This window comes from Ohtaekwangia sp., from assembly GCF_036786105.1.
Classification (GTDB): Bacteria; Bacteroidota; Bacteroidia; order Cytophagales; family Cyclobacteriaceae; genus Ohtaekwangia.
In genome coordinates, this window is record NZ_DAIQRQ010000007.1 from 56,075 (window position 1) to 80,459 (window position 24,385).

At 44.2% G+C, this 24,385-nt stretch carries 22 protein-coding genes; 18 read left to right on the forward strand and 4 right to left on the reverse strand.

The window, feature by feature from the left end; translation table 11 throughout:
• Positions 1 to 246 (forward strand): sugar phosphate isomerase/epimerase family protein (locus V7Q33_RS05485; protein ID WP_442945906.1); only part of this gene is annotated, 246 nt, incomplete at its 5' end.
• Between the two features lie 64 nt (positions 247 to 310).
• Here the strand turns inward: V7Q33_RS05485 and V7Q33_RS05490 are convergent.
• Together V7Q33_RS05490 and V7Q33_RS05495 are read right to left on the reverse strand one after the other, a co-directional pair.
• Entirely contained in the window at positions 311 to 685 is a 375-nt protein-coding gene (locus tag V7Q33_RS05490) for a SnoaL-like domain-containing protein (RefSeq protein WP_333819151.1), read from the reverse strand.
• A gap of 38 nt (positions 686 to 723) precedes the next feature.
• Positions 724 to 1,176 (reverse strand): SRPBCC family protein, encoded by a 453-nt coding sequence (locus V7Q33_RS05495; protein ID WP_331980597.1) that lies wholly within the window; start codon positions 1,174 to 1,176, stop codon positions 724 to 726.
• A gap of 126 nt (positions 1,177 to 1,302) precedes the next feature.
• On the opposite strand from V7Q33_RS05495, the gene V7Q33_RS05500 reads away from it, so the two are divergent.
• The 17 genes from V7Q33_RS05500 to V7Q33_RS05580 all read left to right on the forward strand — a co-directional run bounded on the left by V7Q33_RS05500 (position 1,303) and on the right by V7Q33_RS05580 (position 22,108).
• Positions 1,303 to 2,283 (forward strand): GlxA family transcriptional regulator, encoded by a 981-nt coding sequence (locus tag V7Q33_RS05500; RefSeq protein WP_333819152.1) that lies wholly within the window; start codon positions 1,303 to 1,305, stop codon positions 2,281 to 2,283.
• A gap of 138 nt (positions 2,284 to 2,421) precedes the next feature.
• Complete coding sequence (locus V7Q33_RS05505; protein WP_333819153.1) at positions 2,422 to 3,009, forward strand: dihydrofolate reductase family protein; 588 nt, start codon at positions 2,422 to 2,424, stop codon at positions 3,007 to 3,009.
• Positions 3,010 to 3,205: 196 nt separating this feature from the next.
• Positions 3,206 to 4,381, forward strand: coding sequence for an acyloxyacyl hydrolase (locus V7Q33_RS05510; protein ID WP_333819154.1), 1,176 nt, complete (start codon positions 3,206 to 3,208; stop codon positions 4,379 to 4,381).
• 152 nt (positions 4,382 to 4,533) lie between these two features.
• On the forward strand, positions 4,534 to 4,863 hold the full coding sequence (locus tag V7Q33_RS05515; protein WP_333819155.1) for a PadR family transcriptional regulator: 330 nt from the start codon (positions 4,534 to 4,536) through the stop codon (positions 4,861 to 4,863).
• The gene (locus V7Q33_RS05520) at positions 4,860 to 7,523 is read left to right on the forward strand and encodes an ABC transporter permease (RefSeq protein ID WP_333819156.1); all 2,664 of its coding nucleotides are present in this window, start codon (positions 4,860 to 4,862) and stop codon (positions 7,521 to 7,523) included. Before V7Q33_RS05515 ends, V7Q33_RS05520 begins: the two co-directional genes overlap by 4 nt.
• Before the next feature lie 325 nt (positions 7,524 to 7,848).
• On the forward strand, positions 7,849 to 10,197 hold the full coding sequence (locus V7Q33_RS05525; protein WP_333819157.1) for a GAF domain-containing protein: 2,349 nt from the start codon (positions 7,849 to 7,851) through the stop codon (positions 10,195 to 10,197).
• 929 nt (positions 10,198 to 11,126) lie between these two features.
• Positions 11,127 to 12,335: a serine palmitoyltransferase gene (spt, locus tag V7Q33_RS05530; protein WP_331980611.1), complete on the forward strand. Its 1,209-nt coding sequence runs from the start codon at positions 11,127 to 11,129 to the stop codon at positions 12,333 to 12,335.
• Positions 12,332 to 13,453, forward strand: a complete 1,122-nt coding sequence (locus V7Q33_RS05535) for a hypothetical protein (RefSeq protein ID WP_331980613.1) — start codon at positions 12,332 to 12,334, stop codon at positions 13,451 to 13,453. Before spt ends, V7Q33_RS05535 begins: the two co-directional genes overlap by 4 nt.
• Positions 13,450 to 14,436, forward strand: coding sequence for an NAD-dependent epimerase/dehydratase family protein (locus V7Q33_RS05540; RefSeq protein ID WP_331980615.1), 987 nt, complete (start codon positions 13,450 to 13,452; stop codon positions 14,434 to 14,436). Before V7Q33_RS05535 ends, V7Q33_RS05540 begins: the two co-directional genes overlap by 4 nt.
• A gap of 46 nt (positions 14,437 to 14,482) precedes the next feature.
• Positions 14,483 to 15,808: an inositol-3-phosphate synthase gene (locus V7Q33_RS05545; RefSeq protein WP_331980617.1), complete on the forward strand. Its 1,326-nt coding sequence runs from the start codon at positions 14,483 to 14,485 to the stop codon at positions 15,806 to 15,808.
• Positions 15,805 to 16,251: a phosphatidylglycerophosphatase A family protein gene (locus V7Q33_RS05550; protein ID WP_331980619.1), complete on the forward strand. Its 447-nt coding sequence runs from the start codon at positions 15,805 to 15,807 to the stop codon at positions 16,249 to 16,251. The genes V7Q33_RS05545 and V7Q33_RS05550 overlap by 4 nt, the downstream gene beginning before the upstream one ends.
• A 5-nt stretch (positions 16,252 to 16,256) precedes the next feature.
• Positions 16,257 to 16,625, forward strand: a complete 369-nt coding sequence (locus V7Q33_RS05555) for a GtrA family protein (protein WP_331980621.1) — start codon at positions 16,257 to 16,259, stop codon at positions 16,623 to 16,625.
• Complete coding sequence (locus V7Q33_RS05560) at positions 16,622 to 19,210, forward strand: DUF5686 and carboxypeptidase-like regulatory domain-containing protein (RefSeq protein WP_333819158.1); 2,589 nt, start codon at positions 16,622 to 16,624, stop codon at positions 19,208 to 19,210. The genes V7Q33_RS05555 and V7Q33_RS05560 overlap by 4 nt, the downstream gene beginning before the upstream one ends.
• Before the next feature lie 12 nt (positions 19,211 to 19,222).
• On the forward strand, positions 19,223 to 19,975 hold the full coding sequence (locus tag V7Q33_RS05565) for a CDP-alcohol phosphatidyltransferase family protein (RefSeq protein ID WP_331980625.1): 753 nt from the start codon (positions 19,223 to 19,225) through the stop codon (positions 19,973 to 19,975).
• 9 nt (positions 19,976 to 19,984) lie between these two features.
• Positions 19,985 to 20,539 carry a DUF4833 domain-containing protein gene (locus tag V7Q33_RS05570; RefSeq protein WP_331980627.1) on the forward strand — a complete coding sequence of 185 codons (555 nt, stop codon included), beginning with the start codon at positions 19,985 to 19,987 and terminating at the stop codon, positions 20,537 to 20,539.
• Between the two features lie 8 nt (positions 20,540 to 20,547).
• The gene (locus V7Q33_RS05575) at positions 20,548 to 21,165 is read left to right on the forward strand and encodes a sterol desaturase family protein (RefSeq protein WP_333819159.1); all 618 of its coding nucleotides are present in this window, start codon (positions 20,548 to 20,550) and stop codon (positions 21,163 to 21,165) included.
• Positions 21,155 to 22,108 carry a phosphatase PAP2 family protein gene (locus tag V7Q33_RS05580; RefSeq protein ID WP_333819160.1) on the forward strand — a complete coding sequence of 318 codons (954 nt, stop codon included), beginning with the start codon at positions 21,155 to 21,157 and terminating at the stop codon, positions 22,106 to 22,108. Before V7Q33_RS05575 ends, V7Q33_RS05580 begins: the two co-directional genes overlap by 11 nt.
• Before the next feature lies 1 nt (position 22,109).
• Here V7Q33_RS05580 and V7Q33_RS05585 read toward each other — a convergent pair whose 3' ends face one another.
• Together V7Q33_RS05585 and V7Q33_RS05590 are read right to left on the reverse strand one after the other, a co-directional pair.
• Positions 22,110 to 22,697 carry a hypothetical protein gene (locus V7Q33_RS05585; RefSeq protein ID WP_333819161.1) on the reverse strand — a complete coding sequence of 196 codons (588 nt, stop codon included), beginning with the start codon at positions 22,695 to 22,697 and terminating at the stop codon, positions 22,110 to 22,112.
• A 26-nt stretch (positions 22,698 to 22,723) separates the two neighbouring features.
• Positions 22,724 to 23,704 (reverse strand): lipid A deacylase LpxR family protein, encoded by a 981-nt coding sequence (locus V7Q33_RS05590; RefSeq protein WP_333819162.1) that lies wholly within the window; start codon positions 23,702 to 23,704, stop codon positions 22,724 to 22,726.
• Positions 23,705 to 24,385: the final 681 nt, after the last annotated feature.

Here is a 24,385-nt window from a genome sequence, read left to right on the forward strand (position 1 = left end):
GGTGTTGATCCGGTAGCATTATTCAAGAAGCATCCCGGCCGCTATCCGCTGTGGCACGTAAAAGATATCGATAAGGATTTTACAGGCCCACAACCGGTAGGCACAGGCATTGTAGACTTTAAACGCATTTTCGAAAATGCCAAGACAGCCGGGCTTCAACATTACTTCGTCGAGCACGACATGCCTGCCGATGCAGTGCAAAGCATCACCACGAGCTTTAACAATCTGAAGAAAATCATTGGTTAACGCGCATCTATACCGCAAGCCTATATATAACGGAATATATAGAAGCTTGCGGTATTGAATTCTATTAATAAAAGAATTGCTCCGATACAATCATTCCGTCCTTCACTTCGTAGAGCATTAATTCGCTGATCTGGATTCTTCCAAATCCTTGTACGGTGATATCGACTTCTCTTCCTACTGCAAAATGATTATTGGTTACAAGGGGTGCGGTGGTATGGCGGCTGTGCGCGGCCTCAATACGCTTTACCCAATCTTCGCCCTTTTTACGAACGAGTGCTTTACCTTCTGCATAGCTGAAATAAGGAGAGCCTGTCGGTTCAATACTCCGCACATTATCAGCGAAGAGCTCATCCTGAATCTCAAACCATTTTTCCTGCTGAGCTAATACATGGAATCGTTCAGCAACTTCCTGTGTTGTTAATACTGTATTCGTTGTCATATATAGGTTGTTGTGTATTGTATACCAGGAATAAATGTTCAGTTTTCCGGAGGAAATCCGGGTTTACCTTTTCCATCAGTGATCAGTCGAAATAAGCTATACTGTAAATATTGCCCCCATGCAGATGAGCATGCCTCGAAACATTCTACTTCCGGTATTAAGCCTTCGTGTGTAAAACGAAGTTGTGTTTTATTGCCCTGCCGTGATATATCGAAGCTTATTTTTGTTCCTGTCCACTCGCTTTTGTCTTTGAGGAAATTTAATGCACTATCTGTAACAAGCCAGACAACCTTTTTATCGGGTACGATCTCAACCAGCTTTTGCCTGGAGTAATGTATATCTCCGAAGCGTGTTTCAAATTCATCGTGTAGTGTTTGTGAGTTGCCTTGCAGCTCGCTTGCCCACCATGCGCTAACATTGTTAATGGCCCTGAATACTTCTTGCGGTGTTTGATCTACCAGCAGCGTTGCAGTGAAATTTTGTGTATTCATATATTGATTGTTGTTGTTCCGGATTCAAATGTATGGCCAGTATTGCATTTTGCCGGGGTGTAAAATGGACTTTATGACGGGTTGATTTGGACATCATGAATTTCGATCTTTGTTTCAAAAAAGATCATGAAACATCTTACCATACTTGTTCCGAAGGGTGAGAATAATCTCAGCAGTATTGTGGGGGCGTATAAAATATTTTCCAGGGCCAATGCGTACTGGAAGGATACCGGTAGAAAAGAGTTGTTCAGGATCGAACTAGCCGGTATTTCAAAGAAGGTAGATTTCTATGATGGCTTGTTCACTGTAAAGCCTCATACAAACATTGCTGCTATAGCAAAAACCAACCTTATTATTATCCCTTCCCTTAATCACAATTATCAACAGGCTGTAAAGAAGAATAAACCACTTATACACTGGATCGAAAAGCAGTATAAAAATGGTGCTGAAGTGGCCAGTATATGTACCGGTGCATTTATGCTCGCCTCATCAGGTTTGCTCGATGGCAGATGCTGCTCAACCCACTGGTCTGCAGTGAATACGTTCCGAACGATGTTTCCGCAAGTAGATCTTCAGGCCGATCGATTGATTACCGATGAAAAAGGTATATATACCAATGGAGGCGCATACTCGTTTCTGAATCTGATGATTTATCTCGTAGAAAAACATTATGACCGGCAAACAGCCATTTTCTGTTCTAAAGTATTTCAGATCGAGATGGATAGAAACAGCCAGTCTTCCTTTGCCATCTTTACAGGACAGAAGTCGCATGGCGATGAAATGGTAAAGAAGGCACAAGCCTATATTGAAAGTAATCTGCAAGAAAAAATATCAGTGGAACATCTTTCGTCGAGGTTTGCCGTAGGCAGACGTAATTTTGACAGGCGATTCATCAAGGCCACGGGCAACACACCGGTTGAATATTTGCAGCGAGTAAAGATCGAATCCGCCAAGAAATCATTTGAAAACAGCCGCAGAACTATTCATGAAGTGATGTATGATGTTGGCTATTCGGACGTAAAAGCCTTTCGTGAAGTATTCCGGAAAATAACCGGCATGTCACCGCTGGAATACAGGAACCGGTATAATAAGGAAGCACAAGTATAGACGTCGGGCAATTCTGTTCCGGCTGTTGGAGAATACCTTTTATGTCGCAATCAGCATCGTAAAATGTCAGAGTCACCCTTCCGGGCAAATCGATAATGTCCCTACCTTTAGTATATACTTTAAACTAAAGATAGTGATATGAGAAAACTTGTTTTACAGATACAGATGTCAGTAGACGGATTTATAGCTGACAACAACGGGCGATCAGGATGGATGTTGTGGAACTGGGGCGAAGTGTGGGGCTGGGATAAAGCTTTACAGCAGTATCACATCGACTTGTCAGCATCGGTCGATTGTGTAGTGCTAAGCCGTAAAATGGCTGAAGAAGGTTTTATTCGTCATTGGAAGTCAGTAGCAGAAGCAAATAATGACCAGGCCCGTTTTGCGGCAAGTATAACTGCAGCGCACAAAGTTGTTTTTACAAATACATTAAAGCAATCGGTGTGGGAGAATACCGTTCTTGCAAAAGGTGATCTTACTTATGAGATCAATAATCTGAAAGCGCAGACGGGACGTAATATTATTGCATACGGTGGAGCATCGTTTGCTTCAGCTCTGGTACAGGCCAACCTGGTAGATGAGTTTCACCTGGTTATTAATCCGGCTTTGGTCGGACAGGGATTGTCTGTATTCAATACAATTCCGACTATACACATGCTCTCCCTGATCGATTCGAAGGCTTATCCCTGCGGAGTTGTTGTAACAACGTATGCCGCTAAACGATGATCAATTCCCGGAAGTCGTCATGCTCATCGTGTGGGTAGTCGTGGCCTCACAAATGATACGCGTTACTCCCTTCCATCCGGTTGATACATTAAAGCAGGAGTAATCTTTTCTACATTCTAAGAAATAGGTTTAGAATAAGCAATACAGATAGTATTTTACTGGTATAACTACTTTTCAAACCTATATTTGTGCGGAAATGCGTGGTATTGTTTTCGGTATACTTTTGTTCCTGCAGGTTTCTGTAGCAGCAGCACAGAACTGGTTCTTCAATGCTGCCGACCGGCACTCGGGAGATTCGTTGCCTCGCTATAGCTTTGTGCAACTTCGTTACCAGCTATCCAGACTTACCGATACAAAGACACCTGGCCTGCGGTATATCGAAGAGAATCCCATACAATCTGTCGACCTTCGCTATGGCTTTTTTGGATATGGCCGCAAGAAGTGGCAACAGCTTCATCATTACCCAATGTATGGAGTGGGCATCAGTAAATTCTGGTTCTGCCCTGTTAAAAATATAGTAGGCAATCCGTTTACAACGTATCTATTCTTCAATGAACCGTTCCTTCAGACAAAGCGGTCGTCATTGCATTACGATTTCTCAATTGGTCTGTCCTATAACTGGAAGGCATATAACACGTATGCCAATCCGGAACAAAAAGCTATCGGCTCATCCATCAATGTTATGATCGGTTTTTCGCTGCAATATGAATTACGCATCACAGATCGCTTTGATCTTATTGCCGGCCCATCGATCGACCACTTCTCGAATGGGCGAACACGATCTCCTAACCGCGGTTTGAATCTATACGGTTTGCAGGCATCTGCCCGGTATAAGATAGGCCCACGCAAGCGGAAAGATTTGCCGCGAATATTTGAGCAAATTACCTATACGATCGATCCCTATAAACCGATGTATGAATTTTATGTTGTGGGTAGCGGTGGCATTGTAACCACCTTCCGCGATATGGATCATCCCGATATATATTTCTGGGCCGCATCGATGAGCCTGGACGCTGCCCGGCATTATGGATACACGGGTAAATATGGTATTGGCTTTGACTGGTTTTACGATGGTTCGCTAAAGGAACAATTTGAAGAACGCTACAAGGGCGATGTCCCCGCGCGGCTTTTATTCTGGCCTGGTGTACACATCTCGCACGAATACCTCGTACATCGCTGGACGTTTATTACACAAGCCGGTATAAACCTGAAGAAGACCGGTGATAAAGGTATATGGTACGGCAGAATAGCACTGCGTTATGATGTTAGCAAGAGTATATTTCTGCGTGCAGGCCTCCGTATATATGATTCTTTCATTTCTGATTTTATTGAGTGTGGTATTGGCTATTCAATCTATACGCATAGAGAATAACTGTGCTGCAGTGCGGCAAGACGGTCGCGATCGTGCGGAATCGGTCACATCTGTACAACAAGTGTACAGTATAGCTGCGAAATTCTTTTCAATTCACGTATTTGTATGTTGGCAAGCCATTTGTTCTACAAAAGTTGAAATTGAAAAAATGAATGGCATCACGCATTTACCTGGGAGAGCTTGAGGAACTTGTTTTGCTACTGGTAGCCTTGTTAAACAAGGAGGCTTATGGTGTATCAATCGCAGAAGAATTAAAGAAGCAGGCAAACCGTGAGATCAGCATCAGCGCAGTACATGCTGTGTTGCATCGCCTGGAAGAGAAGGGATTTGTAAAGTCGCGGTTGGGCGGTGCATCTGAAGAGCGTGGAGGGAGAAAGAAGCGATTGTTTACGATCACTGCGTATGGGCGCCATTCGCTCGAAGAACTCCGCGATACCCGAAACACAATCTGGGATTTGATCACAAAAGCTTCCCCTGCATGACGCCTATCCCCAAACCCCCGGCATGGATCGACTCGTTGATCGAGCGCCTCGCTCCGCTGCATTTGGCGGAAGAGATACAGGGCGATTTGTATGAATTATACCTTAGCGATCTTGCTGCGAAAGATATAGCCGCAGCCAGGAGAAAGTATATATGGAATGCTCTGGGTTTTCTGCTCAGGCGTTTTTTCTGGAAACGAAATTCTGTCACCCAAAACAATATCATCATGCTTCGTAGTTACTTCACGATGGCACACCGCAGCCTGCTTGCTTACAAAAGCAATACATTCATCAACATTATTGGCCTTACTATAGGCATCGCTTCGGCTCTTACTATACTCACATTTATACGGTATGAACTAAGCTTTGACAGTTTTCACACCAACCATGATAATATATACCGTATGGTGCGGGTAGGCGGTAAAGATATGTCGGAGTTTCGTACAGGTATATCATATCCGGTGCCGTGGGCGATGAAAGATGAGATAACATCCTTCCGCAATATATCGGCCATGGAATATTTCGGTGGTGCGTTGATGGAAGTGCCCGATGCCAATGGAAATATAGTAACGCGTTACAAAGAAATGAACGGTTTGGCAATGGTAGAACCTTCATTCTTTAAAATGTTCGACTTTGGTGATAAGCCGTTGCGGTGGTTGCAGGGAAACCCCGAGAAAGCATTGGTAGAACCATTCTCGGTTGTGCTGACTGAATCGATAGCGAAGAAATACTTTGGTGATGATGAAAATATAGTCGGACGCACGTTGCGCTTTGAGAAAGATGCGGATTGCAAAGTTACCGGTGTGATTTCGGATTTTCCTGACAACACTGATTTCCCGTTTACAGTGTTGCTCTCCTATTCAACCGTAAAAGTGATAAACAAGCGTGCCATGGATGACTGGAACAGTGTGAGCGATGATCACTACACGTTTGTTGAGCTGCCCGACAACATGACCCAGGAGGAAGCTGAAGCGCAGATAGCGCGTGTACACGAGCGGCATACACCGGGAGAGCTGCATCGGTCGCGACACTATCTGTTGCAGCGGCTGGCGGATGTACACTTTCAGGCACAGTTCGGCAACTACAAAGGCCGAACCATCAGCAAGCAAATGATATTGGCCATGTCGCTCGTGGCGTTGTTCCTGTTGCTTACTTCATGTATCAACTATATAAACCTGGCCACCGCGCAATCAGCCATGCGTTCAAAAGAGATAGGTTTGCGCAAGGTACTGGGCAGCCATCGGGGAGGCCTAATATCGCAGCTTCTTACGGAAACATTTGTAGTTGTATTGGCAGCCGGTGTTGTAGCCCTCGCATTATCGGAGATCTTGCTTTGGAATTTGCAGTCATTACTAAACCTGCATTTGCAGCAGTATAATTTTACCGATCCATTTATACTCGGGGCATTGGGACTGATCATTGTTACAGTAACATTTTTTGCAGGGCTGTATCCTTCGCTGGTGGTTTCAAGAATCAACACCGTAAATGCACTCAAAAGTAAATTTGCAACGGAGACGGTAGGAGGCTTCAGTTTCCGCAAGGTGTTGGTAGTGGTGCAATTTACCGCTACACAAGTGCTGGTAGTAAGTGCATTTATCATCGTTAGCCAGATGAAGTTCTTTCAAAACCGCGATATGGGTTTCAACCAGGAAGCTATCGTGGTATTTCCGCTGCCCGAGCGCGATTCACTTATCCGGCAGACTATAGAAGATCGTCTTCGTGCAGAATCCTTCGTATCGAATGTTTCCTTCAGCTATACATTGCCTTCAGGAGTAAACCGCAGAAACTCGGCACGCGATATATGGCGCGGTGGCAATGTAAAAGAGAAGAACGTTATCTTCGAATACCAGGCGGCTGATTCTTCTTATCTGAATGTATTTGGTATCAAACTGCTGGCCGGAAGAAATCTGAATGAACAGGATGCGCACCGGGGTATACTGGTTACCAAACAACTTGCCGAGCACCTTGGTTTTGCAACACCGGAAGAAGCCGTGGGTGAAGAGGTAATGATGGTGGGGGAGAAAGTATCCATTGTAGGTGTAGTAAATGACTATTACAATCAGTCATTGAAAGCTGATAAAGGCGATATAGTGATAACACCCAATCCAAAGTCATACGGAAATTATAGTGTAAAGCTTCAGGCCAGTCAGAATACTGAATCACTGAAGCAGGCGATGGCAAAACTGGAGCGGATATGGAAAGAATCTTTCCCCGAGCACATCTATGAGTATAGATTCTTTGACGAGAATGTAAAGGCATACTATGAGCAGGAAGAAAAGTATGCCCGGCTCTTCCAGTTGTTTGCAATGGTCTTTTTACTCATCGGCTGCCTCGGCTTGTATGGTCTCATTGCCTTTGTTGTAAACCGGAAAAGTAAAGAAGTAGCCATACGCAAAGTACTGGGAGCAACGATTCGGAATATACTGGTAATGTTCTCGAAAGAATATGTACAGCTGATAGCACTCTCTTTTATACTGGCTGTGCCCGCTGCCTACTATACTGTGAACAACTGGCTGAATAATTTCAGAAACCATGTGGCGCTGTCGTGGTGGATGTTCGTGCTGCCTGGCTTGCTCGTGCTCATCATTGCTGTGTTGGTAGTAATATTGAAATCATTAAAAGTAGTACAGGCCAATCCGATGGAGAAACTGAAGTATGAATAGGCCGCAGTCTTCGGGCTGCTAGCTACGGGTGGAGTATACATAGGCCGGCAGCGTGCATCTAAGTTCAACATTCGTTGATCGATGTTCCTTGTTGGATTTGAAATCCTAAGAAATTTTCCCACAGAAATACACAGATAAATACATGGTTAATTCTTCTGTGATTTCTGTGGAGCTTTTTTGAATTTTCCTGGGTTTCCACATACGTTTGAATCTCGCTCGGAAACTCACCCAACTCACTCCATCGCCTTGCATTACAATTTATTTTAGTTGAATGGAATTAAACATCACCCGGTAATGGTTATGGATGGATGAGATGATGTTTACTATGCAAGCTACTTTACAAAAGATCCATGAAGATTCTGTACCAGCCTCTATAGATGCTCCGTTATCTTTCAAGCCATTTCTTCGTTATTTGAAAGAGCGCCTGAAGACTGAACGCACCGTAAAGTCGGAGTACTATCGCTTTGTTATTGAACGCTTTGAGAAAGAGCAAGCCTGGAATTTACCTATATCGCCCGATGATATAGCACGCTACCGCGAGTTGTTGGAGATAGTATACTTTGTATTGACACCCCTGGCTACTGATGAAAAAGAATTTTTCTGGGGCCTGAGTACACCAATACCCGGATCGCTCATTTTCAGTACCAGCCGGCTTTCACAGTTTTTAGCCGATAAAAATACCATGATACACCAACAGCCTATAAATGGTAACAAATCTTGCGGTCGGCAGGAAGTGCAGTTTATTTACCGCCTTATACTCGAACGTTTCTATGGCATCGCTACGAGTGCACGCAAAGAATTGATCTTTGAACATAAAGATACTACTACAAACCTGTTGAAGTTTTACCAGGTGCAGGTGGATACACAATTTATAGATATACGTGTAAAGAGCACATTGCCGGAATTAAAGTTTGATACCCTGTCGCCATACCTTCACGATGGTGATGGTACCGAAGCGATGGTTTGCATGCTGCAGCAAATGCTCCCGTTGGAAAATTTCGAAGTAGAAGGCTTCTCAATTGTCACCCTGCGCGACATTACACAGCCTTATGCACTCGACAAGATTCGCGAGGTTATAGCCAATCATCTATACAGTAATGAAAAGTATCGCATCATCGGGCAGGCTTTAAAGACCATGGCCGGGCATGAGCACATTGAGTTCCGGCTGGTACCAATGGTAGGCGTGAATGGTAAAGCTGTGTTTGTTAATAAGGAAGAGAGCATTCAAAGTGTGTTAATACTGGCGGCGCAGAAATCAGGTATAGAAGGAGAAGTATTCAATGCCCTGGTGAGTGCCTATCAGAAAAATCCGCGCGTGATCGTGCTCAACAAGATTCAATCAGAGGCATCATCAACAGAACGTATTGTTCCCATGTTGAAGGTTGCGGGGCTAACTTCATTCGCGCTGTTGCCTGTATATTATCACCACGAACTTACAGGTGTGTTAGAGATATTCTCGCGTAAAGATGTTTTGTTCGATGAGCGATTATTTTCAAAAGTGCAGGATGCTGTTCCGCTCATTGCACAGCTGCTCAAATATAGTCGCGAGGCATTTCAGTCCACGATTAACAATATTATTCGCGATAAGTTCACACCACTTCAACCTGCCGTGCAGTGGAAGTTTAACGAAGCAGCCTGGAAACATTTGCAGGAACATGGCAATGATGTGAAGAGTGCAGAGATCGAGACGATTCGCTTCGATAATATATATCCTTTATATGGTGCGGTCGATATTCGTAACTCTACGATCGAGCGTAATCGTGCTATCCAGGAAGATATCAGGTTTCAGCTAACATTACTCACCGAAACGCTGCGTAAACTAAAAAACAGCGGCAACCTGCCCGCTACCCAGGCATTGGCGTTTGAATGTGAGCAGTGGTTTGCACAAATCGAAAGTTATATGACTACGAAGGACGAAATCACATTGAATCATTTTCTGGAGCAGGAAGTGAATCCATACCTCCGTCATGCACATCGTGAAGTGCCTTCGGCCCGTCCGCTGATCGATGCTTATTTTGATGCATTGAATGAGCAGGAAGGTGATGCCTTTAAAAACAGGCGTGAGCTGGAAACATCACTACAGTATATCAATAAAAAGCTCAATCATTATTTCGATAATGCGCAAAAAGAATTGCAGGCTGTATACCCGTTTTACTTTGAAAAATTTCGCACCGATGGCATTGAGTATGATATATACATCGGGCAGTCTATCGGGCACGATAAAGTATTTGATATAGCATACCTGAAGCGTCTGCGCAAGTGGCAGCTGCAATCCATGGCAGAAGTGGCACGTCTTACCCAACAGTTGACGCCCGCCATGCCGCGACCTTTGCAAACAACGCAACTCATCTTTGCACATGCACACCGGATTGACATTACATTCCGTAATGATGAGCGAAGGTTCGATGTAGAGGGTGCTTATAACATCCGCTATGAAATGATCAAAAAACGCATCGACAAAGTATTGATCCGCGATACGGGCGAGCGCCTCACACAACCAGGCAAAATTGCGTTGGTATATTTAAACACTCTCGAAGCGCAGGAATACATCGAATACATCGGTGAACTTCAGCAACAAGGTTTGCTTGACGATAGCCTGGAGTTTCTGGAACTGGAAGAGGTGCAAGGCGTGAGCAGACTAAAGGCACTGCGCGTAGGTGTGAAATATATCTGAAAACAACCCGCTGGTCAATTTGCCGGAGAATATTTACTGCATGGCGGAGAATCTTTCCAAAGATTGTCCATTATGATGCTTTGCTATAGATACCGGAAATATATAGTATACTGGCAGATAACAACATGTGCCGGTGTTCGTTTATTGATATATCGCCGATAGCCGTTTACGGATATAGCGGTCAGATTAGATGGTTTATTCGTGTTATTTGCATAACTCGCAACAATAGGGTATATTAAAAACAAACAAGACCTGTAGTTATCCCCCATATGCGCTTCCATACGCTGCTTCAAGGGTTGGAGTGCGTTTTGCAGGACTTTGATTTTACGAAACACACGAGGCCTTGCGGTGCATCGCTTATGGCTAAATGTAATGAAGTAATAACCTGGCGGCAGAGTATTTTTGCTGCTACCTGTAGCATGAGCCTGTAAAGGCCACGGATTTTACATCAGTGTGTAAAGGCAAGTATTATGGTAATACCGGAAAAATAAGGCATAGGGGTAAAGCATACTTTGCATGTCTTAAGCACGCCAACAAGCAAGTTTGAAATTTATGTTTGAACGTTTAAAATATTGGTTCACTTTTTTGAAGCCCAGGCTAAATACAGTCACGATCATTATGCATACGTTGGAAATACACCCATTCAAGGTATTTGTTGGGTATAAACGGAAAGTTAAGGGCTTGAATTTTTACTCTTTTAAGCCAGTATTAAGGGTTTTTGTTAAAAGAATGTGGAACTTCGAGCCCATTCCACGCGTTTGCTTAGGCATGTTAAAAAATTTTTACCCTTGCATTAAACCAACGTAAATAAACTTCTGCTACTTTTAGACCCAAAAACGAAATCGTTCGAAAATTATCTACAATAAATTTCACGGAGGCACGACTATCAACGGAAGCTTCGAAACAGATTCGTATAACATCGTCAAACCATGAGTAAACCACTACAGAAAAAAGTCGCTAACTACACCACAGCGCATGAAGCAAGGGCAAATGGTATATATCCTTACTTCAGACCAATCGAATCTGCACAAAGTACGGAGGTAATCATTGAAGGAAAACGCGTGCTGATGTTTGGTTCAAACTCGTATCTTGGTCTGACGAACCATCCTTATATTAAAGAAGCTGCTCAAAAAGCAATTCAGGAATACGGAACCGGTTGTGCAGGCTCACGCTTTCTCAACGGTACATTAGATATACATATTGAATTAGAGCGCAGAATCGCGGCCTTTACCGGCAAAGAAGACGCACTCATATTCAGCACCGGCTTCCAGGTAAACCTGGGAGTTATGTCGTCTCTTACCGGACGCAACGATTATCTGATCCTGGATGAATACGATCATGCTTCCATTATCGATGGTACACGCCTGTCGTTCTCCCGCGTAGTAAAGTATGCACACAACGATATGGCCGATCTTCAGAAGAAGCTTAGCATTCTTCCGGAAGAATCGATCAAGATTATTGTAGTGGACGGTATCTTCAGTATGGAAGGCGACATCGCCAGATTGGCTGATATCGTGGCCCTTGCCGATCAATTTGGAGCCAGCGTTGTAGTGGATGACGCGCATAGCCTGGGCGTAATAGGTCACAAAGGTGCCGGTACCGCTTCGCACTTCGACCTTACAGAAAAAGTAGATATTATCACGGGTACCTTCAGCAAATCACTGGCGTCTCTCGGCGGCTTTGTGGCTGGCGATGCCGATACCATTGAATATCTGAAACATCATGCACGCTCACTTATCTTCAGCGCCAGCATGACGCCTTCTTCGGCAGCCAGTGTACTGGCAGCACTCGACCTGATCGAGACAGAGCCGCACCACATCGATAACCTGTGGAAGAACACCGATTACGCCATGCACCTGCTTCGCGAAGAAGGTCTTGACATCGGTCCAACAGAAAGTCCTATCATTCCGATCTATGTTCGGGATAACAATAAAACATTCCTGGTAACAAGCATGCTTCAGCAGGAAGGTGTATTTGTGAACCCGGTGGTTTCACCGGCCGTTCCTCCGGATTCATCGCTGCTGCGTTTTTCGCTTATGGCAACTCACACCTTCAGTCAGATTGAAGAAGCTATAGAGAAGATCTCGAAAGTCTTCAAGCGCGTGGGTATTGTCAATATTAAAGAGCCGATTAAATGAGACGTGTTGTTCCTGCCAGCAGCAAAAAGGACATAGGGGCTTTTATTGATTTTCAGCACGACCTTTATGCGGACGATCCGAACTATGTTCCGGAATTATTCATTGCTCAGCGCGACCTGCTCACACCAGGTAAACATCCTTTTCACGAACATTCAGATGTTCAGCTATTTCTCGCTTACGATGGCGATAAAATAGTAGGGCGCATTGCAGCAATACTCAATAAAAATCACAACACTTTCAATAACGTTAACGATGGCTTTTTTGGCTTCTTTGATTGTATCAACGATGCCGAAGTAGCATCCATGTTATTTAAGGAAGCAACTGCCTGGTTAAAGCAAAAAGGTGCTGTTAGTATAGTTGGTCCTACCAACTTCTCGACTAATGAAACCTGCGGCGTATTGATAACCGGTCATGATTCTCCGCCGGTGGCGATGATGCCCTATAACAAGGCGTACTATAGCACACTGCTCGATAATCTTAATTTTCAGAAGAAAGTAGATATACTGGCGTATCATTTTGGAAAGTCAGGATATAACGATCGGGTGGTAAATCTACAGCACGCATTAACGGAGCGCCTCAGGAACAGAGGCATTACCATCAGGCCGGTTAATAAAAAGAACTTCAACGAAGAGGCTGCGAAAATTCGCGAGGTATATAATTCTGCATGGGATAGAAACCTGGGCTTTGTGCCGATGACCAAAAGCGAATTTGATTACCTGGCCAAAGATATGAAGATGATCCTCGATACCGATTTCTGCCTGGTAGCAGAGAAGGATGGAAAGTTCATCGGCTTTGCGTTGGCTATTCCCGACATCAACCAGGTGTTGATCAAGATCAAACGCGGAAGACTGTTACCACTTGGATTATTTAAACTGTTATTTGGTCTCAAGAAAGTAAATGGTATACGCATCATTACATTAGGCGTTATAGAAGAGTATCGCAAGGCAGGTATTGAAGCCTGTTTTTATGCTTCCATTATCAATGCATATCGAAAGAAGAATTTCGAATATGCGGAAGCATCGTGGATACTGGAACATAACGACCTGATGAATAAAGCCATTCAGCAGATCAATGGCGTGCCTTATAAACGCTATCGGATTTTTGAAAAGGCTATATGAGCGGACGTGTACTGATAACAGGAGCCAGTGGTTTTGTAGGCTACCATCTTATAGAAGCAGCCCTGCAACAAGGCCTTGAAGTATTTGCCGCGGTGCGTTCGTCCAGCAAGATCGACCATCTCAAAAATCTGCCCATTCAATTTACTACACTCGACTTCTCCAGTATACCATTGTTAAAAGCGGAATTACAGGAGAAGCAGTACGACTATATCATTCATGCAGCGGGAACGATTAAAGCGTCCAACTTTGCTGAATATGTAAAGGTAAATGCAGACTATACACGTAACCTGGCATTAGCAGCAGGCGAAGCCAATATACCGCTCAAAAAGTTTGTGTTTATAAGCAGCCTTGCTGCATGGGGGCCATCCCGCACAGGCTTGCCTGTTAACGAAAAAGATGAAGCAACACCGCTTACAAGCTATGGTAAAAGCAAGCTGGTGGCAGAATCATACCTCGCGGCGTTAACAGAGCTTCCGCTCATTACATTGCGCCCAACGGCTGTATATGGTCCGCGTGAGAAGGACATATTTATCATGATCAATTCCATTAACAAGGGATTTGAACCATACATTGGGCGTATACCCCAGACGTTGAGCTTTATCTATGTGAAAGATCTGGCTGCCGTTACCGTGCAGGCTTTGACGAGCCCGGTAAACAACCGATCGTATTTTGTTGCCGATGGCCACGGATATGATCGTTATGCACTGGCAGCTATTGTGAAGAAGATACTGAATAAGAATACATTCCGCATTCACCTACCCCTGACTGTGGTTAAAGCCATTGCCCTATTCCAGGAAGGCATAGGAGCCATTAGTGGCAACTCACCGATTTTAAATCGCGAAAAGCTAAGTGAATTGACAGCAACTGACTGGTCATGCAATATTGACCAGCTCAAAAACGACATTGGATTTAGTCCCCGCTATACATTGGAAAATGGTATGGCGGAAACTTTACAGTGGTATAAAGAAAACAAATGGCTGTAATAACAGTCATTTACTTAAGCGATACTAAAATTTTATAAAGACGATTATGAAAAAGCAAATTGCAGATGCCAATGGCAAACTAGGTGTGCTCATTCCAGGTCTTGGAGCCGTAGCCACTACCATGATAGCAGGTGTTGAAGCCGTTAAAAAAGGTCTTGCACAGCCTGTAGGCTCGCTTACCCAAACCGGTAATATACGCCTGGGAAAGAGAACTGAAAATCGTTATCCCAAGATAAAGGATTTCGTGCCGCTGGCCGATCTTCATGACATTGTTTTCGGAGGATGGGATGTATATGAAGACAACGTATACGAAGCTGCCGTAAACGCAAAAGTATTGGAGCCTGGTTTGTTGCAGGCGATCAAACCTGAGCTGGAGCGCATCAAGCCGATGAAAGCTGTCTTCGATAAATCATACATCAAAAATCTCGATGGAAAGAACATCAAGGAAGCTGCTACCAAATACGACCTCGCATTGGCAGTGATGAAAGACATCGAAGATTTCCAAGCTAAGAATGACTGCGACCGTCTCGTGATGGTATGGTGCGGATCGACAGAAAAATATATAGAGGAAGCATCTGTACACCAGTCAATCTATGCATTTGAAGATGGATTGCGTAACAACGATCCGCTGATTTCACCCAGTATGATCTATGCGTATGCTGCCATTAAGAAAGGCGTTCCATATGCAAACGGTGCACCCAACCTTACCTGCGATATACCTGCACTGGTTGAGCTTGCAAAAGAGAACAACGTGCCGGTAGGAGGTAAAGATTTCAAAACAGGACAAACCCTGATGAAGACTATACTGGCTCCAGGTCTGCATGCACGTTCACTTGGTATTCGCGGATGGTTCTCTACCAATATCCTTGGTAACCGTGACGGACTTGTATTGGATGATCCGGATAACTTCAAGACAAAAGAAGTTTCCAAACTCGGCGTTCTCGAAGATATCCTGCGCCCTGAGCAGAGCCCCGAACTGTATGGAGATATATACCATAAGATCAGAATCAACTACTATCCTCCGCACGGCGATAACAAGGAGAGCTGGGATAACATCGACATCTTTGGATGGCTGGGGTACCCGATGCAGATCAAGATCAACTTCCTGTGCCGCGATTCAATTCTGGCTGCACCGATTGTACTTGACCTGGCATTGTTCATGGACCTTGCGAAGCGTGCCGATATGAGTGGTATACAGGAATGGCTGTCATTCTACTTCAAGTCGCCACAAACCGCACCAGAGCTGCGTCCGGAGCACGACATCTTTAAACAATTGATCAAACTGCAGAATACGTTACGCCACATGATGGGTGAAGACTTGATCACGCACCTGGGGCTTGACTATTATCAGGAACTGGTAGAGGCTTTGTGAGCAGAGTTCACAAAATTATCGCTTCCTGTTTTGGCATCGGCCACCTGAAAGGTGGAGGCACCGTAGCAGCCGCTGCTTGCTGCGGTGCCTTATTACTGATGCCTGCGGGAATTGATAATGGCGTGATGCTGTTATTATCCTTGATCATCACAGATATAGGTGTGTGGTCAGCCAGCGGTGTAGAGGGTGAGTGGGGAAAAGACAGCAGCCGCGTTGTGATCGATGAGGTAGCGGGGATGTGCATTAGCGTGCTCTTTATACCTCTTACCTGGGTAACAATAGCAGTTGCATTTATACTTTTTCGTGCATTCGATATCCTCAAACCGTTGTATATCCGGAGGCTGGAGGCAGTACCCGGAGGATGGGGGGTTATGCTGGATGATTTGGCGGCCGGCATCTACGCAAACATCGTTATGCAGATCTTCGTACGATACATGCTATAGCACGTATGCAAACTTTTATAAAAGCGCAAGGCGCATCATTCTTTGCCTGGCTGGCAGATACCGTAGTCATGATCTTCTGTGTAGAGGTTGTGGCCCTGCCGTATACTGTATCCAGTGTAAGCGGCAATGTAGTGGGAGCAGTAACGCATTTTTCAGTCGGACGGGGATGGGTATTTAATTCAGAGAAAGCAATCCTGTTCCAGATCATCCGGTATGCTCTGGTATGGATCGGATATGTGTTTCTGATTACCTTTTTGGTTTTTGTCTTTACAGATTACCTGCACGTGAATTACCTCGTATCAAAAGTGACGGCTTCCGTAATGACCAGCATTGCATACACATATCCTATGCAGAAATATTTTGTATTCAAATGAGCTTAGTTCAGGACACGATAAAATTGTTGGTAGAAAGAAGGAGATGGTTGATCCTGTGCTTGCTTTTACCATGCGCAACGATAGGTCTATATGCGCAGACACAAACCACTGTAACGGGTACCGTAACCGATAAGGAAACGAAAGATCCCATTCCGTTCGTGAACGTGATCTTTGCCGGTACTACAGTGGGTACTGTATCCGATGTGAACGGAACTTACAAGATACACACCACCGAAGCCTACACGCAGGTGCAGTTCTCCTTTATTGGCTATAAAACAATTACCCGAAATATAAAAGCAGGAGAAGAGAATGTACTGAACGTGCGCCTCGAGCCGGAAGCCACAGTGCTCAAAGAAATAGAAGTAACAGGCGATAACAAAAAGGAACGCTATCGCAATAAAAATAACCCCGCTGTCGATCTGGTGCGCGAGATGATCGACCACAAGCGACAGAACCGCATGAGCAGCTACGATTACCTGGAATATGAACAATATGAAAAGCTGCAAATGTCGCTCAGCAACGTATCCGATAAGTTTAAGCAACGTAAGCTTTTCAAAAAGTATAAATGGTTGTTCGAGAATGTTGATTCTACTTCTATAGAGGGAAAAGTGCTGCTACCTATTTATTTGCAGGAAACACTCTCGGATGAATATTACAGAAAGTCACCGGAGAAAAAGCGCACCATTCGAAAAGCACATCAAAAGGTAAGCTTTGATGACTATGTCGATAACCAGGGATTGAGCACGTATCTGAATTACCTGTATAACGACATCGACATTTATAACAACAACATTACCATTCTTACCAACCAGTTTCTGAGCCCTATTGCAGACCTGGCGCCAACTTTCTACAAGTTCTACATTACCGACACTATTAAAGATGTAACGCCCAAGCTGGCAGAGCTGGTATTTGTGCCCCGTGATGCCGGTGGCTTTATGTTCCAGGGAAAAATATACGTTACACTGGATAGTAACTACGCCGTTCAGAAAGTAGACATGACGGTGAATAAAAACATTAACCTTAACTGGGTACGTGAACTCTACATTCAGCAAGACTTTGAGAAAGGTGACGATAACAAATACCATGTTGTAAAAAGCCGCATGCGCGCCGATTTTGGTATATCGAAAGACCGGGGCGGTATATATGGCGAGCGAACGGTATCGTATAAGAACTTTACCATCAATCAACCGCGCTCCGATAGTTTTTATGAGGCTGAAGAGGGCGCGGCAACTGTATTGTCGCCCGATCAGAATGCCAATGAAGAGTATTGGTCGCACCACCGGCACGATTCATTGTCGCACGCCGAATCCAAAGTATACCAGAATATAGACAGCCTCCAGAAAATGCCATCGTTCAGGCGTACCATGGATATAGCTACGCTTTTGCTGGCCGGATACAAGAGCTTCCGCTGGTGGGAACTGGGTCCTGTTAACACCTTTTATAGCTTTAACCCGGTGGAAGGATTCAGGTTACGTGTAGGTGGGCGAACTACCACCAAGCTGAGTGAGAAACTATATTTCGAGACCTATGGAGCCTACGGTTTTAAAGACAAGCGATGGAAGTATTACCTGGGCGCTACGTACTCCTTTACCGGAAGATCGATTTGGCAGTTCCCGGTGAAATCACTACGTGTGAGCTATCAGCACGACATGAAGATTCCCGGCCAGGAACTGCAGTTTATACAGGAGGATAACTTCTTGCTGTCGTTCAAGCGCGGTATAAATGACAAGTGGTTGTATAATGATATCTGGAATGTTGAGTACCTGAATGAATTTGACAGCCATTTTTCCTATAAATTGGGATTCAAGAACTGGAAGCAAACACCGGCTGGTGGTCTGCACTACAATGTACAGGATAATGAAACAACACGCGTTATACCCGATGTAACCACTACAGAGCTTTCTTTGGAGCTTCGTTGGGCTCCGAACGAACAGTTTTACCAGGGCAAATTATACCGCATACCAATTCCCAACCGCTATCCTATATTTACGTTGCGTGCTATTGGTGGTGTAAAAGGATTATTCGGCAGCCAGTATAATTACCAGAACGTGGCGCTGAATATATACAAGCGTGTATACCTCTCGCAGTTCGGCTATACCGACATTGTAGCGGAAGGCGGCTATATATTTGGAAAAGTGCCGTTTCCGTTGCTCGCCATACACCGCGCGAACCAGACCTATTCGTATCAGTTGCAATCATACAACCTGATGAACTTCCTCGAGTTTGTCAGCGATAAATATGTAAGCGTGAACTTCGACCATTATTTCAATGGATTTATTTTTAACAAAATTCCGTTGTTCAAAAAACTGAAATGGCGCGAAGTGATGACTTTCAAGATACTTTATGGGAGTATACGCAACGAGAACAACCCGCAGTATAATACGGCGCAGTTCCTGTTCCCTACAAATGCTGATGGGGTAACTACTACATACTCGTTGCAGAAAGAGCCCTATATGGAGGCCAGCATTGGTATAGCAAATATCTTCAAGTTGCTGCGATTTGATCTCGTAAAGCGCTTGTCGTATTACGACCATCCGGAGGTAGCCAAGTGGGGGATCCGTGGAAGATTTAAATTTGACTTTTAACACACCGTACGCATGAGTGAAGTAGTACACAAGTCTATAAATAACAGCAGTATGGAAAGACAACCGCTCAGAATTGTTCTTCAACAGCTTATTTATAAGGTTATCAATCCATTCGTAAAATTTTTGATACGTATTGGTTTTACTCCCAATGCCGTAACAACTACCGGCCTTTTGCTGAACATAGGTGTAGCGGCTATTTTTGTGTTGGGTGCCGAAGAGGGGAACCGGGGCGATCTTTCGTATGTTGGCTGGGCAGGAGGCCTTATTTTGTTTGCAGGTCTTTTTGATATGCTCGATGGGCAAGTGGCACGCCTCGGCAACATGAGTTCTACGTTTGGAGCGCTTTACGATTCGGTACTGGATCGCTACAGCGAATTGATTATGTTCCTCGGTATATGCTATTACCTGATCGGGCATCATTATTTCCTCAGTTCACTGTTTGCTTTCATTGCCTTGATTGGTTCTATGATGGTGAGCTATGTGCGCGCCCGTGCCGAGGGGCTGGGGATTGAATGTAAAGGTGGATTGATGCAACGCCCCGAACGTGTAGTAACAGTAGGCGTAACAGCAATCGCCTGCGGTATAACAGCCAGCTTCATTGGTGGTGATTATAAATTATTTATACCGGGTATCCCGTTTCATGTGTTTGAAACGATATCCATTTTCACCTTTCCATTGACTGTAATGGCTGTGCTTACAAACATCACTGCCATCAACAGATTGCGTGATGCGAAGAAATCACTGGAAGAAAAAGAAATGAAATAAGAAGAAAGGATGATAAGTTTTCTGATCAGTCTGTTCTTTACAGCATTAACATCTAACCCGGTAGTGCCGGAAGAATCTTGTGTTTGCAGGAATCAGGATACATTCCCGATACCTCCCGCTGACACGAGGACGTTATTTTACATTCAGCGCACTCCGAATACGAATACGATTATGTATGCACTGAATGTGGAGAGCAATGGTAAACTAAACACGGATGAACCGGTGCATCCCTATTGGATACGCTACCAGGAGCAGGGCCAACATGAAGATCTCTCCTATATCCAGCGCAATTATGCGTATGGATTAAAGACCAAGGATCTGGGCAATGGTAAATATGAGCTGCGTTTTGTCTCTTATAAAAAGTTGCCCTTCTACCTCACAAAGTCTTCACGCGATAACAAGTATCATATTCACGCCACGATTAATAAAAAGAACATAGAAGTATCGCGCGTATTCCTGCAGATAGAGGGCGGTACATTCTGGCTTCCGAATGTAGTGTGTGCCGAAGTAAAGGGTGTAGACCCTGACACCGGAAACGAAATAATTGAACGATTTAAACCATGAGTAGTGCTATGAAGAAAACTTTTGTTTCCAATTCCCAGGAGTCGTCACGGATGTTCAAGAGTGATTTTCTCGAAGCCTTTTCGAAAGTACATTTTACAGTACCGCTGTATATATTCATACCAGTTATAGTATACTTTACCTGGCGTGCTTTTGCGGTAGCCAATAATACCATACTTATATTCCTGGCCAGTTTTATAGCCGGTATTTTCTTCTGGACCTTAACAGAGTATGTACTGCACCGCTTTGTTTTTCACTTCGTGCCAAAATCACAATGGGGACAACGTTTGCACTTTATCTTTCACGGTGTGCACCACGATTATCCCAATGACCGGTTGCGCCTGGTGATGCCTCCTTCTGTAAGTATACCACTGGCTACGGCTTTTTACTTGTTGTTTGTATGGCTCATCCCTGCGGAATATGTATATGGCTTCTTTGCGGCCTTCATTACCGGGTACCTGATATATGATATATCGCATTATGCCATGCATCACTTTACATTCAAAAATCCGATCATGAAGAAGATTAAGCAACACCACATGCAGCATCATTATGCGGAGCCTGACAGAGGCTATGGTGTGAGCTCAGCTTTATGGGATAAGATATTCCGGTCTGACTTTGAGAAATAATACGAAATATCTGAATCTGTCGGCCTTGAACACTACACTTCGGCATGTGTTTGTCGTATGCGCTGTTTCTCTTGCTTACCTGTTGCTATCGTGGGTATTGATCGGTTTTAAAACAGATCAGTTATTTCTCGCTGCGCTATTCAGTGCATTATACCTCGCTACCCCAACCACCAGACGATTTATTCTCGGCTTTTCCATATTCATTGTATACTGGATCATTTACGATTATATGAAAGCATTTCCGAACTATGCTTTCAACCCAGTTCATATTGAAGACTTGTATGAAACAGAGAAAGGTATATTTGGTATTGCTCAGGGAAGCGTGACGCTTACACCCAATGAATTTTGGCGGCAACATAGTTTTGTTATAGCCGATGTGCTGGCGGGTGCATTTTACTTATGCTGGATACCGGTTCCCCTGCTGTTTGCCGGTTATCTCTTTTATCGTGATAAAGCACAGTTCCTGGAATTTTCCCTTACGTTCCTTTTTGTAAATCTGCTGGGCTTTGCAGTATACTATCTATACCCCGCGGCACCGCCCTGGTATGTTCAGAACTTTGGATTTGAGTTTCGTGCTGCTACACCCGGTAACACCGCTGGCCTGGTGCGATTCGATCAATTCTTTGGTATACATCTGTTCTCATCGTTATATGCCAAGGGATCAAACGTATTTGCTGCGATGCCTTCCTTGCATTCGGCTTATCCGCTGATCGTTACCTATGTGGGAATAAAACATAAAGTGGGTTGGATCAATGTTGTGTTTGTGATCATTACCCTGGGGATATGGTTTGCCGCGGTATACACCAGCCACCACTATGTACTGGATGTACTTGCCGGTATATTCACAGCATCGGTAGGTATAGCAGGATTTCAATGGTTGCAGAGAACAGAGCGATTCAGTAAACTGATGAACCGCTACCGTAATACCATAGCGCAATCCTGATTCAGATACGGATTGCTGATTCAGCTTCCAGAAAAGTAAATATAGCTTCTATAATTTTTTTTGTTGATTCTGTCGGAATACTCAATGTCTTTGAAATGGCTGTGTAACTGGTTCCTTTTATGAGCATTGACAATACATCCTCCTCCTGTTTGCTGAAAAGATGTGCGTATGCCAGGTATACTTGCCGGAGTTCAGCCATAACTTCAGGAGCGATTATAGGAGCACAACGAAGCACATGTTCAAGGTAAGCAAGACAGTTTTCAGCAAAGGCATCACGAGAAATATATCCTTGCGCAGCGAGCCGTAATCCCATCAGTATATCGCCGGGATGATTAGCATCGTGGAGGATCAATACATTGCTGAAAGGACTCCTGTCACAAATCAATTCCATCGCTTCGAATGCCTGTGGTGTGTGCAGTTGAACATCTGCCAGGATAATTGTAGGCCTGTTGCGCCCCAAGGTGTGAGCGGCATCCGTAACGGTGGTATATACTTCTGCCAGCTTCCAGCTATTTGCTTGTTGTATAGCGTTTGTGACGCGTTCGCGTAAGGATGGATCATGAGTTATCAATACAAGAATATTTTCCATTCCGGTTGTCACTTTTTTATGCGTAACTACAGGCGTACATATACAGATATGTTTCCTACGGCTTGGCCCGGTAGTGTTCTGGCAAATGAGGATAATAATTTATATGTGAAGGATGCTCCAATGCCCCGGTAAGCTACTACGCCACCCATGTCGAGACACGTCATGTGGTGATGCGATTCTAGCGCAGGCTCTGTTTTCTTTTCGGGATTTTTGTCACCATTAAATATGCCCCCATGAAATATATTTCCTTCCACCATCGTATTGTGTGCCACGGCACTAATGGATGGTTGCAGAAATATATAGGCCTTGAGCTGTTGTTTATCGGGCTGTGTTGTAAACTGCTCCATATAGCCCGCGAAGTAAGAGGGCATTTTGCCAACACGCAGGGTGGCATGTGCAGCGATACCATTCATCATGGTACCAATAAGCATATCACCACCATAAATAATCTCGAAATGCCGGATATCCACGAGCATTTTCTCATATTTTAAATTCAGGTTAACCAACAATGCCTGCGATAATTGATGATCCCAGCCCATAGGCTTCGGGCTATTGGTAATTTTATGCACGTATGTTTGCGTTTGTTGGGCAAATGAATAACGGCCCATGATGCCTACAATCCACTCGGTTTGTACACTGTATTTTTTTACAGGATCGGATGAATGCAGGGCATGCGATAAAAAAAGTGAACCCGAATAGCGATAATCTTTTGGATTGAGTTCAGTATCGGAGAGATTGGAAGGCGTCATCATCACCTGCATCATTCCCCAGCTATAGGTATTTACACTGCTGTCGCCAGCTTTCAGGAACAGGTTGTTCAGTATAGTTTGTGGCTTTTTGTTTCGCTGATAAAACAGATCAACACGGGTTCCATTGGTATAGCCCCGGTCGGAATTATGCAGGGTGAACAAATCGTTCTCTTCGTATATGCGGAGTAATTTAGGAGATTGCGTTTGCGCGATGGTGACCATACAAGTCATCATCACCAGTAATAATGCAGCACGCATGTGGATAGACGGTAAAAAGTGTAATCAAGTGGTATAAATAAAATGGTACATGGGGTGACAGATCGAAACGTATTCAACTTTGGATCAATCTATATACTGTATATAGAGGGTCCAGTTGGCCGAAGGACTTATCGCGTAGTGCAGCGATACAGTCGTTTCGGCCCTTTGATATATTTAAAAGCGAAGTATATTCTTTCTCATCATGATAAACCATCCTCCCTCAAACAAGCAACACGTTTATGCATAGACATCACCGGCTGCAGCGAAATAACCCCTCTGAACATCTCAGCTGCAACCGGTATATCTCTTTCCAACTTCACATAAACTATCTTATACTATATATGTATTTATTTTATTGTTTAAAAGGAACGGCAACTGATACCGGCTTACCCCAAGACCGCATGTACCAGTGCCGTAACCTAACCACCATGGGTAAAAAAAAGTGTCACACGTCAAATATATTTTTAAGTCATCCTGAACGATAACTTTTTCATCAATACATCAATATTCATTGTCTGAAACCTGCCTGGGGTGTTGGTAGCAAGCTTTAGGCTCTGTCTTTCCAGTATAGCTACTGGAACTGAAAGTAATTACGGCTGCATGTTTGGGGTTGCAGCATCATCTCAAACGGTACGTGCAGGGGACACATACTATATTTGGATCGTTAGACTTTAATCGTAT

Coding starts and splice junctions, on each gene's coding strand:
- V7Q33_RS05505 (WP_333819153.1), top strand. CDS start 2,422: ATGAGAAAACTTGTTTTACAGATACAGATGTCAGTAGACGGATTTATA.
- V7Q33_RS05520 (WP_333819156.1), top strand. CDS start 4,860: ATGACGCCTATCCCCAAACCCCCGGCATGGATCGACTCGTTGATCGAG.
- V7Q33_RS05560 (WP_333819158.1), top strand. CDS start 16,622: ATGAGCTTAGTTCAGGACACGATAAAATTGTTGGTAGAAAGAAGGAGA.
- V7Q33_RS05515 (WP_333819155.1), top strand. CDS start 4,534: ATGGCATCACGCATTTACCTGGGAGAGCTTGAGGAACTTGTTTTGCTA.
- V7Q33_RS05490 (WP_333819151.1), bottom strand. CDS start 685: ATGACAACGAATACAGTATTAACAACACAGGAAGTTGCTGAACGATTC.
- V7Q33_RS05590 (WP_333819162.1), bottom strand. CDS start 23,704: ATGCGTGCTGCATTATTACTGGTGATGATGACTTGTATGGTCACCATC.
- V7Q33_RS05555 (WP_331980621.1), top strand. CDS start 16,257: ATGCAAACTTTTATAAAAGCGCAAGGCGCATCATTCTTTGCCTGGCTG.
- V7Q33_RS05495 (WP_331980597.1), bottom strand. CDS start 1,176: ATGAATACACAAAATTTCACTGCAACGCTGCTGGTAGATCAAACACCG.
- V7Q33_RS05545 (WP_331980617.1), top strand. CDS start 14,483: ATGAAAAAGCAAATTGCAGATGCCAATGGCAAACTAGGTGTGCTCATT.
- spt (WP_331980611.1), top strand. CDS start 11,127: ATGAGTAAACCACTACAGAAAAAAGTCGCTAACTACACCACAGCGCAT.
- V7Q33_RS05565 (WP_331980625.1), top strand. CDS start 19,223: ATGAGTGAAGTAGTACACAAGTCTATAAATAACAGCAGTATGGAAAGA.
- V7Q33_RS05575 (WP_333819159.1), top strand. CDS start 20,548: ATGAAGAAAACTTTTGTTTCCAATTCCCAGGAGTCGTCACGGATGTTC.
- V7Q33_RS05525 (WP_333819157.1), top strand. CDS start 7,849: ATGCAAGCTACTTTACAAAAGATCCATGAAGATTCTGTACCAGCCTCT.
- V7Q33_RS05510 (WP_333819154.1), top strand. CDS start 3,206: ATGCGTGGTATTGTTTTCGGTATACTTTTGTTCCTGCAGGTTTCTGTA.
- V7Q33_RS05540 (WP_331980615.1), top strand. CDS start 13,450: ATGAGCGGACGTGTACTGATAACAGGAGCCAGTGGTTTTGTAGGCTAC.
- V7Q33_RS05500 (WP_333819152.1), top strand. CDS start 1,303: ATGAAACATCTTACCATACTTGTTCCGAAGGGTGAGAATAATCTCAGC.
- V7Q33_RS05535 (WP_331980613.1), top strand. CDS start 12,332: ATGAGACGTGTTGTTCCTGCCAGCAGCAAAAAGGACATAGGGGCTTTT.
- V7Q33_RS05570 (WP_331980627.1), top strand. CDS start 19,985: ATGATAAGTTTTCTGATCAGTCTGTTCTTTACAGCATTAACATCTAAC.
- V7Q33_RS05585 (WP_333819161.1), bottom strand. CDS start 22,697: ATGGAAAATATTCTTGTATTGATAACTCATGATCCATCCTTACGCGAA.